We start from the raw sequence: 17275 nt of genomic DNA on the forward strand, positions 1-17275 counted from the left end.
ATGAGCAAAGCCCAAGACACGATGCTCTATCTCGACGGCGTTTCGGTTGCCTTCGACGGGTTCAAAGCCATCAACAACCTCTCGATCATCGTCCGCCCCACCGAAATGCTGGCCATCATCGGCCCAAATGGCGCAGGCAAGACCACGATGATGGACATCATCACGGGCAAGACGCGCCCCGACGCTGGCGAAGTCATGTTCGACGGCCGTACCGATCTAACAAAACTCGACGAAGCCACGATCGCCAATCTTGGCATCGGTCGTAAATTTCAGAAGCCCACCGTCTTTGAGAGCCATACCATCTGGGACAATCTCGAAATGGCGCTGAAGAAGCCCCGCGGCATCTTCAATGCGCTCTTCTACACTGCCAGCGATGACGACATCGCCCGTATCACCGACATCCTCGACACCGTCCGCCTACTGCATCGCAAGGACGAGTTCGCGGCCAATCTCAGCCATGGCCAAAAGCAGTGGCTAGAAATTGGCATGCTGCTTGCACAAGATCCCAAGCTCCTGCTCGTCGACGAACCCGTCGCCGGCATGACGGATAGCGAGACAGAGGAAACGGCCAAACTGCTGCGCGAAATCGCCAAGACCCGATCCGTCGTCGTCGTCGAGCATGACATGAGCTTCGTGCGCGAACTCGGTTCGCGCGTCGTGTGCTTGGCTGAAGGCGCTGTCTTGGCAGAGGGCACGCTCGATCAGGTCAGCGCCAATCCCGTCGTGATAGAAAGGTATCTTGGACGATGACCGCAGCCCTCTCCATCTCGACCATCGATCTACACTACGGCGCCGCACAAGCTTTAAAGGGCGTCACTATCGACTGCCAGCCCGGCAAGATCACTGCAGTCCTCGGCCGTAATGGCGTCGGCAAATCGTCGACACTACGTGCCATTACCGGCATCAACCACATCTCATCGGGCGCCATAACTTTCGGCAGCGAAGTGCTCAAAAAAACGCCACCCTACAAGCGCGCCCGCATGGGCATCGGCTATGTGCCGCAAGGCCGAGAAATCTTCCCGCTTCTGACCGTGAAAGAAAACCTCGAAACCGGCTATGCCGGCCTCGCCCGCAGCGACCGAAATATTCCCGATTACATCTTCGAGCTGTTCCCGGTCCTAAAATCCATGCTTGGGCGGCGGGGAGGCGATCTCTCGGGCGGCCAGCAGCAGCAGCTCGCAATTGGCCGCGCTCTGGTCACCCGGCCAAAAGTTCTGGTTCTTGATGAACCCACGGAAGGCATTCAGCCGTCGATCATCAAGGATATCGGCCGCGCACTCCAGTTTCTGCGCGACGAGAAGGGCATGACCATTCTCTTGGTCGAACAATTCCTCGATTTCTGCCGCGAGATCGCTGACGATATCTATGTCATGGACCGCGGCGAAATCATGCATATGGGGCCTGCGAGCGATTTGGACCGGCCCGATGTGCGCAAGCATCTCATGGTATGAAAAAGGCACCTGACCGAAGCCAGATGCCTTTCTATTCAATCGCCAAAAGCGATCGCTTACATCTTCACGAAACCGCCTTCGGTGCAGGCTTCGAGAGTGATGGTGTCAAGATCGATAGTGGTGGTTGCGTTCTGCGTTGCGTTTGCAGTCGGCGCGTTGTCGAGAGTGGCGTCAGCAGCGGTCGTGCTGGTCGCGCTGTTGGTGTCAGCGCCCGGGGTGTTGCTTGCTTCGCCATCTTCAGTCGTGGGAGCCAAGGATTCGGTCGTTGCAGCATTCGAGAGCTGATCGCAACGTTCCTGTACGGCCGGCTGGTCTTCAGCAGAGACGGCAACGCCGTTGATCATCATCCCCTGGGCAAATGCAGCACCAGTAAAGGCAACGGTCAGGGCAACAACGGAAAGAGCGGACTTGATGGTCATTTTTATACCCTCTTGAAAATTCTCTTTGAAAGAGCGCTTGCTCGTTCAGATAACGAAGGTCAGGCGGCTTCGTTGCAATGAATTTTGTGCAGTCGCTGAAATCAGGGAATATTTCCGCGCCGCAACTCTTGCAGCGGGCAAGTGGCAGGGCGAGCATTGGCACGAAAACGCGTGACAACGCGACGCACCTCGACACGCTCTTTCAAGAAGGCTGCTGCAAAATTCGCTTGCCGCGCACGCATTCGGCCTGGATCGAAGCTGTCTTGATCAATACGGCGGGCGGCATCACTGGTGGCGACCGTCTTTCCTGGCAAGCCGCCGTCGCTGCAGATGGTCATCTCGTTCTGACCACCCAAGCCTGTGAACGTAGCTACCGCTCGACCGGCGATGTTGCTGAAGTCGAAACCAAGCTTTTCGTCGGCCAAGGTGCGCATCTCGATTGGCTGCCGCAGGAAACCATTCTTTTCGCTGCTAGCAAGCTCAATCGTCGTCTCACGGTTCATCTTGAAACGGGCGCCACCCTGACTGCCGTTGAAGCCGTGCTCCTGGGTCGCGACGCAATGGGCGAGGAGGCGCGTGATGCGATGCTCTCAGACACCTGGCGCATCTATCGCGACGGCCGCCTGATCCATGCCGAAGCAACGCGTCTGACCGGAGAAGGCGCAGCGCGTGACGCCTTATCGCTTCTCGATGGAAACCGCGCATTCGCCTCCGTGCTTCATATCGCGAAAAGTCCCGACCATGCCGGCCGCGTTCTCGACCGGCTCCGCGCTCTTCATCCTGCCGGTGGCCTGATCGCTGCCAGCGCCACGGGCGAGCGGGTCGTCGTACGCGCCATGGCGCCTTCCGGCCTTGCGTTGCGCCGCCTTCTTGTTCCAACTCTTGTCGATCTCGCCGGCGCCGGCACCCTGCCGCGCCTCTGGCACCTCTAGGAATCGCCGATGAACCTCACACCCCGCGAAAAAGACAAGCTCCTCATCGCCATGGCCGCCATTGTTGCGCGCAAGCGGCTCGAGCGCGGCGTCAAGCTCAACCATCCTGAAGCTATTGCTCTCATCACCGATTTCGTCGTCGAGGGCGCGCGAGACGGTCGCGCCGTTGCCGAACTCATGGAAGCAGGCGCCCATGTCATCACGCGTGACCAGGTCATGGAGGGCATCGCCGAGATGATCCATGACGTCCAGGTCGAGGCCACTTTCCCGGATGGCACCAAGCTCGTCACCGTTCATCAACCCATCCGCTAAAGGGGATTTCATGCTCAAGCGCGTTTCTCTGGCTGTCGCCATCACCGCCGCGGCCACCCTGCCTGCCTTCGCCCATTTCGATCCGGTCGAACACGGGTCGCTGGCAGCCGGCTTCACACATCCCCTCTTCGGCCTCGATCATATCCTCGCCATGATCGCTGTAGGCCTCTGGGCAGCCATGCAAGGCGGCCGCGCCACCTGGCTGGTTCCTGCCGCCTTTGTCGGCACCATGGGGCTCGGCTTTGTCGCTTCCATTTCGGGCATGCCCCTGCCCCTCGTCGAACCGGTTATCCTCGCTTCGGTCGTCTTCCTGGGCATCGCTATTGCCCTCGCTCTACCTATCCCCACCGCCGCCGTTGCGGGGCTTGTAGGTTTCTTCGCCTTTTTCCATGGCCATGCGCACGGCGGCGAGCTTGGCGTCGCAGGTGCATGGGAATTTGCCGCTGGCTTCATGACGGCGACCATCGCCCTTCATGCGATCGGCATTGGCGCCGGCCTTGCGCTCAACCGCTTCGGTGGCCAGGCCATTTCGCGTCTCGCAGGCGCTGCCACGGCCCTCGGTGGCCTCTGGCTGGCATTTGGAGCTTAGCGCCATGGCAATGATCCCAGGCCAGGTCATTCCCGCCTCCGGCACCATCGAGTTGAATGCGGGGCTCGCCCAAGTCACCATCGAGGTCGCCAACACTGGCGACCGTCCCATCCAGGTTGGTTCACATTATCATTTCTACGAAACCAATGCCGGGCTCAGCTTCGATCGCGAAAAGGCTCGCGGCATGCGGCTCGATATTGCGGCCGGTACCGCCGTCCGCTTCGAGCCGGGCCAAGCCCGCGAAGTGCGGCTCGTGCCGATTGGCGGCGACCGCCAGATCTACGGCTTCCGCCAAAAGGTAATGGGCGCACTCTGATCATGCAGCTTAGGGTCAATTATCGCTCCGAGCCTTGGCAATCGCACGCGATCGGTGGTTTAAGGGCCACTTGTTCCTACTGCCTGTGCCCGGAAACCGATGACCGTCTCAGCCTCCGATACTGCCGCCCGCAATGCCGAGTTCAAGCAACGCTTCGCCGCGGTTCTGGGCGACATTCAGAAATCGGGCGCAGAGGACGGCGAAGCCATGGCCTTGATCGGCAGCTTGGCTGCCGATCTGGCCGACACCATGCAGCAGCTGACCTGGACGGCCGCCAAATCGAACATGACGCCGCAGGTTTACAACGACCTGCTCAAGGTCTTCGAGCAACGCGGCAACGAGTATCATCAAGCCGGCAAGACCAAACATGCCTACGCCATTCAAGCGTTGGCGATGTCGCTGGTGGCAGCGACGCTCCGCTCGGATCCGCAAATGGCAGCGGGCGAAAAAATGCTCGATGCCGTTATCGACCGCTCAGTGTCCGTCTATCGGACTCAATCCGCGAAGTCGCGCCACTAAACTCTTTCAAGACCTATCCAATTGCGCCACGCACGGCTCTTCTGAGCCGGGCGCTTTTGGCATTTTTCCAAATTTCCTCCTGATCACCCGGAGCCCGCCATGCCCGCCCGCATTTCCCGCGCCACCTATGCCGATATGTACGGTCCGACCACCGGCGATAGAGTGCGCCTGGCCGACACAGAACTCTTCATCGAGGTCGAAAAGGATTTTACGACCTATGGCGAAGAGGTAAAATTTGGCGGCGGCAAGGTAATCCGCGACGGCATGGGACAATCCCAGCGCACCCGCGCCGAAGGCGCCGTCGACACCGTGATTACCAATGCGCTCGTCGTTGACTATACCGGCATCTTCAAGGCCGATATCGGCCTTAAGAACGGGCGCATCGTCGGAATCGGCAAGGCCGGCAATCCCGACACACAATCGGCCGTCGACATCATCATCGGCCCCTCGACTGAAGCCATTGCCGGCGAAGGCAAGATTCTCACCGCCGGCGGCATGGACGCCCATATCCACTTCATCTGCCCCCAGCAGATCGAAGAAGCGCTGATGTCTGGCGTCACCACCATGCTCGGCGGTGGCTCCGGCCCGGCCCATGGCACGCTAGCCACCACCTGCACCGGTGCATGGCACGTCGAGCGCATGATTGAAAGTTTTGATGCTTTCCCGATGAACCTGGCGCTGGCCGGCAAGGGCAATGCCTCAGTCCCCGCCCCGCTCGTCGAAATGATCCTTTCCGGCGCCTCGGCACTGAAGCTACACGAAGACTGGGGAACCACCCCTGCCGCCATCGACAACTGCCTGTCGGTCGCCGACGAATACGACGTGCAGGTGATGATCCACACCGACACGCTCAATGAATCTGGCTTCGTCGAAGACACCGTCGGCGCCTTCAAGGGCCGCACCATCCACGCCTTTCACACCGAAGGCGCAGGCGGCGGTCACGCGCCGGACATCCTCAAGGTCGCGAGCCTCCCCAACGTCATCCCCTCTTCGACCAACCCGACCCGCCCCTACACGGTCAACACCATTGCCGAGCATCTCGACATGCTCATGGTCTGCCACCACCTCGATCAGTCCATCCCCGAAGACGTCGCCTTCGCCGAATCGCGCATCCGCAAGGAAACCATTGCCGCCGAAGACATCCTCCACGATATGGGCGCGCTCTCGGTCATTTCGTCCGATAGCCAGGCCATGGGCCGGGTCGGCGAAGTGCTGATCCGCACTTGGCAGACAGCCGATAAGATGAAGCGTCAGCGCGGCAAGCTCGCTGAGGAAACTGGCGACAACGACAATTATCGCGTCCGCCGCTACATCGCCAAATACACGATCAACCCCGCCATTGCGCACGGCCTCAGCCAGCACATCGGCTCGGTCGAAGTCGGCAAGCGCGCCGACCTTGTCCTCTGGAGCCCCGCCTTCTTCGGCGTAAAACCGGAAATGGTCATTCTCGGAGGCTCCATTGCCGCCGCCCCCATGGGCGATCCCAACGCTTCCATCCCGACGCCGCAACCGATGCACTACCGCCCGATGTTCGGAGCCTACGGCAAGCTCGTCAGCCGCTCCTCGGTCACCTTCATCTCCCAGGCCGCCCACGATGCGGGACTGCGCAATCGCCTCGGCGTCGAAAAAGATTTGCTGCCCGTCAAGAACACCCGCGGCGGCATTGGCAAAGCCTCGATGAAGCTCAACACCGCCACGCCCGATATCGACGTGCACCCCGAAACCTACGAAGTGCGCGCCGACGGTGTACTTCTCACCTGCGAACCGGCTACAGTTCTGCCAATGGCACAACGATATTTCCTGTTCTGATGAAAAAGCCGGTCGGCGCTGTCTCAAAAGGTCTTCCGACCAATCCCATTCTTGCGTTGCGCGCTAACGAGCTGCTCGCCAAGGGCCAGCAGCTCGAAAGCCAGGGCAAGATTGCCGAGGCCGCGCGGATCAGCGCTGAACTCGTTCAAGTCGCGCCCAATCTTGCTGAAGCGCACCAGCTCATGGGAAGCCTTGCCATGCGCACCGGGGCCGCGGACATCGCGGCCATGAGCTTGGAGCGCGCCCTGGCGCTGAAACCGCGCTCTGCCGATCTTCACGTCGCGCTGGCGCAGGCGCTACTGGCGCTCAAGCAGCCACAGCGCGCTGCAGACCTGTTGAACAAAGGTCGAACCATTCACCCGAATGACCCCGGGATTTTTCGCGAACTCGGCCAGGCCCAGCTCGACCTCGGACAATCCGAGGCCGCATTAAAAAGCTTTGCGCGCGCCACCAAACTACGCCCGACTGATCTTTATGCGAGCCACATGGTCGCCGCCCTGTCGGAAGCCGGTGCTCCCGATCGGGCCTATGTCGCCGAACTCTTCGATTCCTACGCCGATACCTTCGATGCCCATCTGACCGGCAAGCTTGAATACCGCGTGCCAGAGGCGCTGACGAAAATGTTGGCCGACCACGACATGACGAGCGGCCCGACACTCGATGTGGGCTGCGGCACTGGCCTCATGGGCGCGGCTTTGCCGGAAACCTTCCGTCCTATCGACGGCGTCGATATCGCGCCCAGGATGGTAGCCAAGGCCGCCGAGAGAAGCATTTACCGGACGCTCCGCACCGGAGATGCCGCAGCGGTCATCGCCGCCGATCCTGACCTTTCCGGTCCCTATGGGCTAATCGCCGCCACCGATGTGTTTATCTATGTCGGCGAGATAACCGATCTTCTCGCCCAACTGACGGAAAGGCTAGCACCCCGCGGCGTCATTGCCTTTTCGGTGGAAACGCATGATGGGGACGGAATAGCCATCCGCTCGAGCGGCCGCTTTGCCCATAGCCGAACTTATATCCTTGACCTCGCGGCCCGGTTCTCCCTCGAACTCGTGGCCGAACAGCCTCAGCCCATAAGGCTCGAGCGCGAAGTGCCGATTCCTGGCCAGCTCTATCTGCTGCAGCGGCGCTGATCGAATAGGTGCCACTGCGCCAACAGCTGTTCTCCTTAGTCCTCACTTCAGACGTCCAGCACCTTGCCAGAACAAGCAATCACCATGATTGTGGACCCAACTGGTGTTCGCGGGCGCCATTGTCCTATCGAGGAAGGCCATGATCGATTTGAGAAGCCTATTTCTGGGTTCAATCCTGATGCTTTCCGGCAGCGCTGCCTTTGCTCAGGAAACGCCGCCCACCCCTGAGCCGTCAGAAGCCCCTGCCGCGACTTCCACACCAGACGTAGTCGCACCGACAGTCTCGGCATCGCTCACGCTCACCCTTGATGCTTCGAGCGACATCGAGCGCCGCACCACGGTTTATCAGTGTAACAACGGCGAAGGCTTTCGTGTCAGCTATGTCAACGCCGCGCCCAATTTCCTCGCCATCCTCCCCGTTGAAGGCCAGACCTATATCTTCGTCACCGCCGTTTCGGGCTCCGGTGCGCGCTATGTCTCTGGCCCATATGAATGGTGGGACAATGGCGACGAAGCGACCTTGCGAGACCTGCGCGCCGCCGAAGACGAAGCGCCCATCGCAACATGCCTCGCCGCAAGCCCCACGCCCTGATCGGATTCGACCGAAATACGTCAATCGACGGTTGCATAGCGCCTCGGGAAAGGTACATCTCTAAGTGCCCCTATCATCGGGGCACATCGTGCCAATCGACCGGGACCCATCGCGTTTATGCCTCGTGCCGTAGCCCATTTGCCTGCCGGACACGGCCAAGGCGCCCCCATCGACAGCATCACTCTGGCACATGATGAACGCCGCCTGCGCCGCAAGTTGCTGACCGGCAAGAACGGCACCGAAATCACTGTCGATTTTCCCAATACCGTCACGCTCGATCATGAGGGCGCGCTGCAGCTCGATGACGGTCGCGTGGTCGAAATCCTTGCTGCCAAGGAGGCGCTCTATGCCGTCGTTGCCAGGGACCCGGCGCATCTCCTGCGCCTTGCCTGGCATATAGGCAATCGCCATACCCCGGCCCAGCTTGACGCCGACCGCATCCTCATCAAGCGCGATCACGTTCTTAAGACCATGCTCGAAGGCCTTGGCGCCACCGTCACCGATGTCACCGAACCATTCTTTGCCGAGCATGGCGCCTACCATAGCCATGCCCACGCAGAGCCAGCGCACGCCCTTATGGCACGCCGCCCGTGAATTCCGACCTTCAAAGACTGCTCACCTGGCTCTCGCCGGCTTTTCCCGTAGGAGCATTCGCCTGGTCCGCGGGCCTTGAGACGGCCATCGTTCGCGGTCTCGTTATGGATCGCGCCAGCACGGAAAACTGGATCGCCGGCGCCCTTCTCCATGGCGCCCTGCGCACCGACGCTATCATCCTCGCGCATGCCCATCGGAATTGCCGCGACGGTGACGTGCTGCGCGATCTCGCCGACCTTTGCCTTGCCCTGACGCCCGCGCGCGAGCGCCACGCCGAGACGACGATCACCGGCAATGCTTTCGTGACTGCCGGCGCGGCCTGGCCTGTCGAACCCAGACTGGATATGCCAAGCCCCTGCGCCTATCCGATTGCGGTGGGCGCGTTTGCCGCGGCGCACGCAATCGGCCTCACCGATACTCTCCTGGCTTTTCTGACCGCCAGCGTTCACGGACAGGTCTCGGTTGCTGTGCGTCTTGTTCCCATCGGGCAGACGGATGGCCTCAGCGTCATGGCGAACCTCGAGCCCCAAATCGCCCGCATGGCTTCCATTTGCGCCGAGGCTGGGCTCGATGATATCGGCAGCGTCGCCTATGGCGCCGATATTGCCCAGATGCAGCACGAGACTTTGCCGACAAGGATTTTCCGATCATGAACATGTTCATTGCGTCCATGATGTTCATCGCGCTTTTTGCCGTCTCGCTCGCGCATTTCCTTTGGTCGTTTGGGCGCACTTGGCCGATCCGCAATGAGAAACTGCTGGCCCAGACGGTTGTTGGCTTCAAGGATATCGAGCGCATGCCACCGCGCCTTGCCTCATTTGCCATTGCGCTGGTTACGATCTTTGCCGCCGTCTATGCCCTCGCTCTCGCCGATCATGACAGCGGCGGCCTCCTCCTCGATCTCGGCGGCGTGGCTTTCGCACTCGTGTTTTTCGCGCGCGGTATTGCTGGCTACACATCATGGTGGCAGGGCCTGACTCCCGAACCCAACTTTCGCCTTAACGATAGCCGCGTTTATTCCCCGCTTTGCCTAGCACTCGGCCTCGGCTTTCTCGCCTTGGTCGTCTTCCGCTACCTCTAGCCACAGGATTCTCCGATGACCAAAAGCCTCAACGGTCCCCTTCGCATCGGCATCGGCGGCCCTGTCGGGTCCGGCAAAACGACGCTTTGCGAAATGCTGCTAAAGGCTATGCGCGATCGCTACTCCATGGCTGTCGTCACCAATGACATCTATACCCGCGAAGACGCGCTGATCCTCGCCCGCGTCCAGGCCATTTCCGAAGATCGCATCGTGGGCGTCGAAACCGGCGGTTGCCCGCATACCGCCATCCGCGAAGACGCTTCGCTCAATCTCGCGGCGATCGACGATCTCAACCGCAAGTTTCCCGATCTCGACATCATCCTGATCGAAAGCGGCGGCGACAATCTCGCTGCGACCTTCTCGCCCGATCTTGCCGATCTGACGATCTACGTCATCTCGGTTGCCCAGGGCGAAAAGATCCCGCGCAAGGGCGGGCCCGCCATTTCACGCTCGGACCTGCTTGTCATCACCCACACCGATCTCGCCCCCTATGTCGGCGCCAGCCTCGAAGTGATGGAGAGCGACACCCAGAAGGTGCGCGAGGGTCGGCCCTACGTCTTCACCGATCTCCTGCGCCGCGAAAGCCTTGATCAGATCATCGGCTTCATCGAGCGTCACGGCGGCTTTGCCGCGGTCGCAGCCGAATAGCGCGCTCTTGGCGGATTATCTGCGCCTGCGCAAGGATCTGACCGCGCCCTCCGTCTCTGTGCCACCGGCAGAAGCGGTGTCGATCGTCCCGTTGTGGCAAAGCCGTCCGATCGCGCTTCATGCCCTGCTCCAGGCCGCCTATGCCAACGGCGGCGGCACCGTGGCCAGCTTCGACGAATGGTGGTGGCAGCTCGTCGAAGATGAAGAGTTCGACCCAGAGCTCATCATTCTCGCCTATGACGGCGACGAGCCAATCGGCCTTGCGCAATGCTGGAACAGCAGTTTCATCAAGGATCTCGTCGTTTCCCCAGCCTGGCGCAATCGTGGCATCGGCAGTTTCCTGCTGGTTTCAGCTTTTGCCCGCCTGCAGCAACGCGGGTTCGCCCATGCCGATCTCAAGGTCGAGACCGGCAATATCGCAGCGCAGCGCTTCTACATGCGTCATGGAATGACGATCCTCATCCCCTAGCCAGCCGCTTGCTGCCGCGCCAGCGCCAGGACGCTCCGCGCCCCAACCTGGACGGTGCCATCGCCGATTGTCGCTGCCGTCTGGGGATCGGAGTCGATGCCGATGAGCCATTCGCCTTCAGGCAACCGCACCGTCACCGGATCGATACGCCGGTTGAACCAGACAAGAACCTCATCGTCCTTATGACGCAGATGCATGCCAAGCACGGACGCACCGCCGTCGTTCCAGTCGCCCTCGTTCATCTCGCGCCCATCCGGATGCAGCCACATCACATCGCGCAAGCCATGGCGCTCCTGACCGGTCAGCCAGTGATCATGGCTGATTGCCGGGTGCGCTTTGCGGAAGGCGTTAACCGCCGCAACGAAGTCGACAATCGCGCCGTCGGCGGCTTCCCAGTCGAGCCAGGTGATCTCGTTGTCCTGGGCATAGGCATTATTATTGCCCTGCTGGGTGCGGAAGAACTCATCGCCCTGCTGGATCAGCGGCGTACCGCGCGACAGAAACAGCGTCGCCAACAGCGCCCGAACATCCCGCTTCCGCGCCGCGATAATGCGTTGATCGTCCGTTTCGCCTTCGACGCCGCAATTCCACGAATGATTATTGCCGTGGCCGTCGCGGTTGTTTTCGCCGTTGGCCTCGTTGTGTTTGTCGATATAGCTGACGAGATCGCGAAGGGTGAAGCCATCGTGCACGGCCAGCATATTGACGCCATGGCTCGGCTTGCGCCCTGCAACGTCGAAGATTTCGGCCGATCCCGAGACCTTGCCGGCGAGCGCGCCGATCTTGTAGCTCTCGCCGCGCCAGAAAGAGCGCACTTCATCGCGATAAGTGTCGTTGTGCTCCTGGAATTCCTTGCCGAACTTGCCGAGCGCATAGCCGCCCGGTCCCGGATCCCAGGGTTCTGCAACGAGGATGCATTGGCTCAGCACCGGATCGGCTTTGATCTTTCGCAGCATTTCCGCGTCCGGGTTGAACCCTGGCTCGCGCCCAAGTACCGTCGCCAGATCGAAGCGGAAGCCAGAGACACCCATCTCCTCAACCCAATAGCGCAGGCTTTCGATCACCAGCCGCTGCACTGCCGGATGATCGCAGCGAAGCGTGTTGCCGGTGCCCGTGTCGTTGACTAGCACCTTCTTTCCGTCGACATCGACGAACCGATAATAGGTCTGCGCATCAAGGCCCATGAGGCTCAGCATCGGCCCGTTGGCATCACCCTCGCCGGTATGGTTGTAGACGACATCGAGGATCACGGAGATTCCGTTCTTGCGGTAAAGATCGGTCATGACCCGCAATTCCTGCGGCCCGCGTGGCGCCAGCCGCGGGTCGATGGCGAAATAGGCGACAGGGTTATAGCCCCAGGCATTGGTGAGGCCCAAAGCCGGCAGGTGGCCCTCGTCGATCCAGGCCGCCGTCGGCATCAGTTGGATCGTGTCGACCCCCAGGTGCTTGAAATGATCGACCACGCGCCTCGTCGTCAGCGCTGCAATCGTTCCCCTCAGCGGTCCTTGGACGCCTGGATGGCGCATGGAAAAGCCGCGCACATTAAGCTCGTAGAAAAGGCTCGGCGCCTTCTTGCGTGGAAGCACATTCTCGTTTCCGTCGCCGACAACAATGGCCTTGGGCACAAGAGGGGCGGTATCGACCGCCTCTTCGCGCCGCAGTCGCAAACGCGGAGAACGAACAAACACCCGGTCGATCCGCCTTGCATATGGGTCGACGAGCAGCTTCTGCGGATCGAAGAAAAAGCCCTGCTCTTCATCATACCGCCCATCGGCGCGCAGCCCATAGCGCGCGCCCACGCCTATGCCGGCGACGAAGCCCGCATGGATATTGTCCCGATGCACATCAAGCTCGATGCGCGAAATCTCTTGGTCCAGCTCATCGAAGAGCGAAACCCAGATGGCGCTGGCGGTCTCGGAATAGACGGCGAAATTGACGCCGTCCTCAGTGATCGTGGCGCCGAGCCGGTCGGTTGTCCCGGCGCCTGGAACGAGCTTTGGTCCGGTCACAGTGTGTGGCTCAGGTGATAACGCTCGGTTCGCTGCGTCCGGTGCGGGCCTTGATCCCCGCAAGGCTCTCGGTCAGCTTGATAAGCGGCTCAAGCGCTGCCTGCGTCTCAAGATCGTGCTGGCCATCAGCCGGCTCGTACCGTTCGAGATAGACCCGCAGCGTTGCCCCCACGGTTCCGGTTCCGGAAAGACGGACCACGATGCGCGAACCGTCCTTGAAGCCGACGCGGACGCCCTGCTTGGCGCTCGTCGAACCATCAACCGGATCGTGATAGGTGAAGTCGTCGGCATAAGCCACCTCCAGACCCTGCAGCACCTGCCCCGGCAGGCCTGCAAGCCGGCCACGCAGGTCATCGACCAGGGCATTGGCGATGGCGCTGTCGACCTCTTCATAGTCGTGACGGGTATAATAATTGCGCCCATAGGTCGCCCAATGCTCACGCACGATCTCGTCGACGCTCTGCTTGCGCACGGCGAGAATATTGAGCCAAAGCAGCACGGCCCACAGCCCGTCCTTCTCGCGAACATGGTTTGAGCCTGTTCCGGCGCTCTCTTCGCCGCAAATGGTCACCCGGCCCGCATCGAGCAGATTGCCGAAGAATTTCCAGCCAGTCGGCGTCTCATGCATCTCGATGCCGAGTTTTTCCGCCACGCGATCGGCAGCCGCGCTGGTGGGCATGGAACGCGCAATGCCGGCAATGCCGCCCTTATAGCCCGGCGCCAGATGCGCATTGGCCGCCAGCAGCGCCAGCGAATCCGATGGCGTCACGAACCGGTTCTTGCCAATGATGAGGTTACGGTCGCCGTCGCCATCCGAAGCAGCGCCAAAATTCGGACCGGTCGGCGTCATCAGCAGGTCGTACATCTCCTTGCAATAAACGAGGTTGGGATCTGGATGGCCATCGTTGAACGAGGGTGATGGCGTCCCATTGATCACGGTGCCTTTCGGCGCCCCGAGCATGCCCTCGAGGATTGCATGGGCATAAGGACCGGTCACGGCGTGCATGGCGTCGAACGTCATGCGGAATCCTGACGCAAAGAGTTCCCGGATCGCGCCGAAATCGAACAGCTGCTCCATCAAGGTCGCGTAGTCTTTGACGGGATCGATCACCTCGACCACCATGTCGCCGATCTCCTGCGTGCCGATCGAGCCGAGATCGATGTCCGGCGTATCAAGCGTCTTGTAAGTGTCGATTACCTTGGTGCGCGCAAAAACGGCGTCAGTGATCTTCTCCGGCGCCGGGCCGCCATTGCCGATATTGTATTTGATGCCGAAGTCGCCCTCCGGCCCGCCTGGATTATGGCTGGCCGACAGCACCAGTCCACCAAAGGCCTTGTAGTGCCGGATGACATTGCTGGCCGCCGGCGTCGACAACAGCCCACCCTGCCCCACCAGCACCTTGCCAAAGCCGTTGGCCGCCGCGATACGGATCGCCTTCTGGATGGCGACGTCGTTGTAGAAGCGCCCGTCGCCGCCGATCACCAACGTCTGGCCGGCAAATCCTTCGAGGCTATCGAAGATCGCCTGGATATAGTTCTCGACATAATTGGGTTGCTGATAAACCGTCACCCGCTTGCGAAGGCCAGACGTACCCGGCTTCTGATCGGCATAGGGCGTGGTCTTAATCGTTTGAATCGTCATCGGTTTTCAGTCCAATCAGCGAGGCATAAAGCTGGGCATAGCGGGCGGCACTGGATTCCCAGCTCACATCCGATTTCATCCCGCGCCTCTGCATTTTCTTCCAGGATTTGTCGTCGGCATAAAGCGCCAGCGTGCGGCGGACGGCGTCGGCAAGGGCTTCCGCGGTCGGCGGCGCAAACTGCACCCCGGTCGCGACTTCTGCCTGCAGCGCCGCGACATTGGCGTCGATCACGGTGTCGTTGAGCCCGCCAACACGGCTGACAAGCGGGATGCAGCCATAGCGGAGAGCATAAAGCTGGGTCAGCCCGCACGGCTCGAACCGCGATGGAACCATCATCACATCGGCGCCGCCCTGCACCAGGTGGCTCAATTGTTCATTATAGCCGGTGATCAGCCCCACCCGGCCAGGATGGCGCGCGGCGGCGGCTCTTACGGCATTTTCAAGCTCTGTTTCGCCAGAACCGAGAACCGCCAGTTGCACGCCCTCGGCCACCATCATGTCGATATTGGCAACGATCAGGTCGATGCCCTTCTGCCATGTTAGTCGGCTGACGACGGAGAACAGCGGACTATCGGTCGCCTCCAGTCCAAAAGCCTCCTGCACGGCAGCCTTATTGGTCTGCCGGCTCAAGAGCGAATTGCCGGTATAGGTCGAGCGAAGGCTCGCATCGGTCGCCGGGTTCCAGGCTTCCATGTCGATGCCATTGAGGATGCCGAAAACTGTTTGCGAGCGATTGTTGAGGAGGCCGTCCAGTCCCATGCCAAAAGCAGGCGTGCGAATTTCAGCCGAATAGGTCGGCGATACCGTCGTCACGACGTCAGCGCATTCGACGCCCGCCTTGAGATACCCGATGCCCCCAAAATATTCGACGCCCTCGATGGAATAGGCATGTGGCGGCAAGCGCAGCTGGCCAAAAATATCCCCGCCATAGGTGCCCTGGAATGCCATGTTATGCACGGTCATCACGGTCTTGAGCGTCGAGGATGGCCCATACTTCACATAGGCAGCGGTGAGGCCCGCCTGCCAGTCATGCGCGTGGATGATCTGCGGCCGATAGCCTTCAACCAGCCCCAGACCAAGTTCCGAAGCCACCCAAGAGAGCGCCGCGAAGCGCTTCCAGTTATCCGGCCAGTCCCAGCCTTCGGGGCCGACATAGGGGTTGCCGGGCCGGTCATAAAGCGCCGGCGCGTCGAGCACGATGAGATCGAGCCCATCGACGCGACCGGCGAGCAGTCTCCCGGTCACGCCGAAGAGGTCTGCGAAAGCATGAACCTCCCGCATCGGCCCGAGCTTTCCCATCACGGCGGGATAGCCCGGAACCAGCGTCCGCATCGTGACACCGTTCTTGGCAAGCGCTGCCGGCAAGGCGCCGGTCACGTCTGCCAATCCCCCGGTCTTGATCAGCGGATAGACCTCGGAGGCAACCGATAAGACTTCGATCATCGATCGGCCAAATAACGATTGACCATAGCCTGCGTGACGAGAGTCACGCCCTCCTCTGTCCGCCGGAACCACTTTGCGTCGAACTCAGGATCTTCACCCACGACGAGACCCGCCGGGATATTGACGCCGCGATCGATGACGACCTTCCGCAGCCGCGCATTTTGTCCGATGTCGCAATAGGGCAGCACCACCGCCTCATCGAGCACCGAATAGGAATGGACGCGCGAGCCCGTCGACATCAGCGTGCGCTGCAGATGCCCCCCTGAGATGATGCAATCGCCCGACACCAGCGAGTTGACCGCCGAGCCGCGACGCCCGTCATAGTCGTGCACGAACTTTGCCGGCGGGGTGATTTCAGCATAGGTCCAGATCGGCCAGTCGCGATCGTAGAGATCGAGCTGCGGCGTAATGTCTGTCAGGTCGATATTGGCCTTCCAATAGGCGTCGACCGTCCCTACGTCGCGCCAATAGGACACCGTCTCATTGCTCGAGCGCACGCAGGAGCGCGGGAAGCGGTGCGCCCAGGCCGTGCCGTTCTTGACGATATAGGGAATGATATCCTTGCCGAAATCGCGGCTCGAGCCTTCCGTCGCCGCGTCGCGACGAAGCTGTTCCATCAGGAAGCGCGTCTCGAACACATAAATGCCCATCGAGGCCAGCGCCATATCCGGTTTGTCCGGAATGCCCGGCGGGTCTTTGGGCTTTTCGACGAAATCGACGACGCGGTCGCGCCCGTCGACATGCATCACGCCAAAGCCGGTCGCTTCCATGCGCGGTACTTCGAGACAGCCGATGGTCACGTCAGCGCCCGTATCGACGTGCTGGCGCAGCATGATTTCGTAGTCCATCTTGTAGATGTGGTCGCCGGCCAGAAGCACGATATAGCGCGGACCATAGTCCTCGATAATATCCATGTTCTGGTACACGGCGTCTGCCGTGCCCGCATACCACATGTCTTCCTTGACGCGCTGGCTTGCCGGCAGCACGTCGAAGCTTTCGTTTCGCTCGGTGCGCAGGAAGTTCCAGCCGCGTTGCAGGTGGCGAATAAGGCTATGCGCCTGATATTGCGTTGCCACCGAGATACGGCGGATGCCGGAATTGATGGCATTGGACAAGGCGAAGTCGATGATGCGCGACTTGCCGCCGAAATAGACCGCGGGCTTGGCGCGGCGATCCGTCAATTCCATCAGACGTGTGCCGCGTCCACCAGCCAGCACATAGGCCATGGCTTCGCGTGCCAAGGGAGACGGTACCCTGTAATCAGCCATTCACTTCCCTCCACATAGCCCGCCTTTCCGCGGGACGTATCATCCTAA

General features: G+C 60.8%; 20 protein-coding genes. 15 read left to right on the forward strand and 5 right to left on the reverse strand.

Going from position 1 to position 17275, the window contains the following annotated elements; all coding sequences use genetic code 11:
* Positions 1 to 750 carry an urea ABC transporter ATP-binding protein UrtD gene (gene urtD, locus VW35_RS06085; protein WP_046142084.1) on the forward strand — a complete coding sequence of 250 codons (750 nt, stop codon included), beginning with the start codon at positions 1 to 3 and terminating at the stop codon, positions 748 to 750.
* A complete protein-coding gene (urtE, locus tag VW35_RS06090) occupies positions 747 to 1451 on the forward strand; it encodes an urea ABC transporter ATP-binding subunit UrtE (protein ID WP_046142085.1) in 705 nt (234 codons plus the stop codon). The genes urtD and urtE overlap by 4 nt, the downstream gene beginning before the upstream one ends.
* A 56-nt stretch (positions 1452 to 1507) precedes the next feature.
* Here the strand turns inward: urtE and VW35_RS06095 are convergent, their stop codons facing one another.
* Positions 1508 to 1870 carry a hypothetical protein gene (locus VW35_RS06095; RefSeq protein ID WP_046142086.1) on the reverse strand — a complete coding sequence of 121 codons (363 nt, stop codon included), beginning with the start codon at positions 1868 to 1870 and terminating at the stop codon, positions 1508 to 1510.
* A 227-nt stretch (positions 1871 to 2097) separates the two neighbouring features.
* On the opposite strand from VW35_RS06095, the gene VW35_RS06100 reads away from it, so the two are divergent.
* The 13 genes from VW35_RS06100 (at position 2098) to VW35_RS06160 (ending at position 10864) form a co-directional block, all read left to right on the forward strand.
* Positions 2098 to 2802, forward strand: a complete 705-nt coding sequence (locus tag VW35_RS06100) for an urease accessory protein UreD (RefSeq protein ID WP_244465838.1) — start codon at positions 2098 to 2100, stop codon at positions 2800 to 2802.
* A 9-nt stretch (positions 2803 to 2811) separates the two neighbouring features.
* Positions 2812 to 3114, forward strand: coding sequence for an urease subunit gamma (locus tag VW35_RS06105; protein WP_046142088.1), 303 nt, complete (start codon positions 2812 to 2814; stop codon positions 3112 to 3114).
* 10 nt (positions 3115 to 3124) lie between these two features.
* On the forward strand, positions 3125 to 3703 hold the full coding sequence (locus VW35_RS06110; protein ID WP_046142089.1) for a HupE/UreJ family protein: 579 nt from the start codon (positions 3125 to 3127) through the stop codon (positions 3701 to 3703).
* A 10-nt stretch (positions 3704 to 3713) separates the two neighbouring features.
* A complete protein-coding gene (locus VW35_RS06115; RefSeq protein ID WP_046142548.1) occupies positions 3714 to 4019 on the forward strand; it encodes an urease subunit beta in 306 nt (101 codons plus the stop codon).
* Positions 4020 to 4118: 99 nt separating this feature from the next.
* Positions 4119 to 4538 (forward strand): hypothetical protein, encoded by a 420-nt coding sequence (locus VW35_RS06120; protein ID WP_046142090.1) that lies wholly within the window; start codon positions 4119 to 4121, stop codon positions 4536 to 4538.
* Positions 4539 to 4637: 99 nt separating this feature from the next.
* Entirely contained in the window at positions 4638 to 6347 is a 1710-nt protein-coding gene (gene ureC / locus VW35_RS06125) for an urease subunit alpha (protein ID WP_046142091.1), read from the forward strand.
* Complete coding sequence (locus VW35_RS20470; RefSeq protein ID WP_052951536.1) at positions 6347 to 7480, forward strand: tetratricopeptide repeat protein; 1134 nt, start codon at positions 6347 to 6349, stop codon at positions 7478 to 7480. The genes ureC and VW35_RS20470 overlap by 1 nt, the downstream gene beginning before the upstream one ends.
* 139 nt (positions 7481 to 7619) lie before the next feature.
* Positions 7620 to 8072, forward strand: a complete 453-nt coding sequence (locus tag VW35_RS06135) for an MliC family protein (protein ID WP_052951537.1) — start codon at positions 7620 to 7622, stop codon at positions 8070 to 8072.
* Between the two features lie 117 nt (positions 8073 to 8189).
* Positions 8190 to 8666, forward strand: a complete 477-nt coding sequence (locus VW35_RS06140) for an urease accessory protein UreE (RefSeq protein ID WP_046142092.1) — start codon at positions 8190 to 8192, stop codon at positions 8664 to 8666.
* Positions 8663 to 9319, forward strand: a complete 657-nt coding sequence (locus VW35_RS06145; protein ID WP_046142093.1) for an urease accessory protein UreF — start codon at positions 8663 to 8665, stop codon at positions 9317 to 9319. The genes VW35_RS06140 and VW35_RS06145 overlap by 4 nt, the downstream gene beginning before the upstream one ends.
* Complete coding sequence (locus VW35_RS06150; RefSeq protein WP_052951538.1) at positions 9316 to 9747, forward strand: DUF3995 domain-containing protein; 432 nt, start codon at positions 9316 to 9318, stop codon at positions 9745 to 9747. Before VW35_RS06145 ends, VW35_RS06150 begins: the two co-directional genes overlap by 4 nt.
* A 15-nt stretch (positions 9748 to 9762) precedes the next feature.
* Positions 9763 to 10395 carry an urease accessory protein UreG gene (ureG, locus tag VW35_RS06155; RefSeq protein WP_046142094.1) on the forward strand — a complete coding sequence of 211 codons (633 nt, stop codon included), beginning with the start codon at positions 9763 to 9765 and terminating at the stop codon, positions 10393 to 10395.
* A 7-nt stretch (positions 10396 to 10402) separates the two neighbouring features.
* The gene (locus tag VW35_RS06160) at positions 10403 to 10864 is read left to right on the forward strand and encodes a GNAT family N-acetyltransferase (protein ID WP_161796865.1); all 462 of its coding nucleotides are present in this window, start codon (positions 10403 to 10405) and stop codon (positions 10862 to 10864) included.
* Here VW35_RS06160 and glgX read toward each other — a convergent pair.
* From glgX to glgC, 4 genes are read right to left on the reverse strand one after another with little or no spacing between them, the layout of a single operon-like run.
* Positions 10861 to 12873 (reverse strand): glycogen debranching protein GlgX, encoded by a 2013-nt coding sequence (gene glgX / locus VW35_RS06165; RefSeq protein ID WP_046142095.1) that lies wholly within the window; start codon positions 12871 to 12873, stop codon positions 10861 to 10863. The genes VW35_RS06160 and glgX overlap by 4 nt on opposite strands.
* A gap of 10 nt (positions 12874 to 12883) precedes the next feature.
* Positions 12884 to 14515, reverse strand: coding sequence for an alpha-D-glucose phosphate-specific phosphoglucomutase (locus tag VW35_RS06170; RefSeq protein WP_046142096.1), 1632 nt, complete (start codon positions 14513 to 14515; stop codon positions 12884 to 12886).
* Positions 14496 to 15956, reverse strand: coding sequence for a glycogen synthase GlgA (gene glgA / locus VW35_RS06175; protein ID WP_046142553.1), 1461 nt, complete (start codon positions 15954 to 15956; stop codon positions 14496 to 14498). Before glgA ends, VW35_RS06170 begins: the two co-directional genes overlap by 20 nt.
* Positions 15956 to 17227, reverse strand: coding sequence for a glucose-1-phosphate adenylyltransferase (gene glgC / locus VW35_RS06180; protein ID WP_046142097.1), 1272 nt, complete (start codon positions 17225 to 17227; stop codon positions 15956 to 15958). Before glgC ends, glgA begins: the two co-directional genes overlap by 1 nt.
* Positions 17228 to 17275: the final 48 nt, after the last annotated feature.

Source organism: Devosia soli, from assembly GCF_000970455.1.
Lineage (GTDB): Bacteria > Pseudomonadota > Alphaproteobacteria > Rhizobiales > Devosiaceae > Devosia > Devosia soli.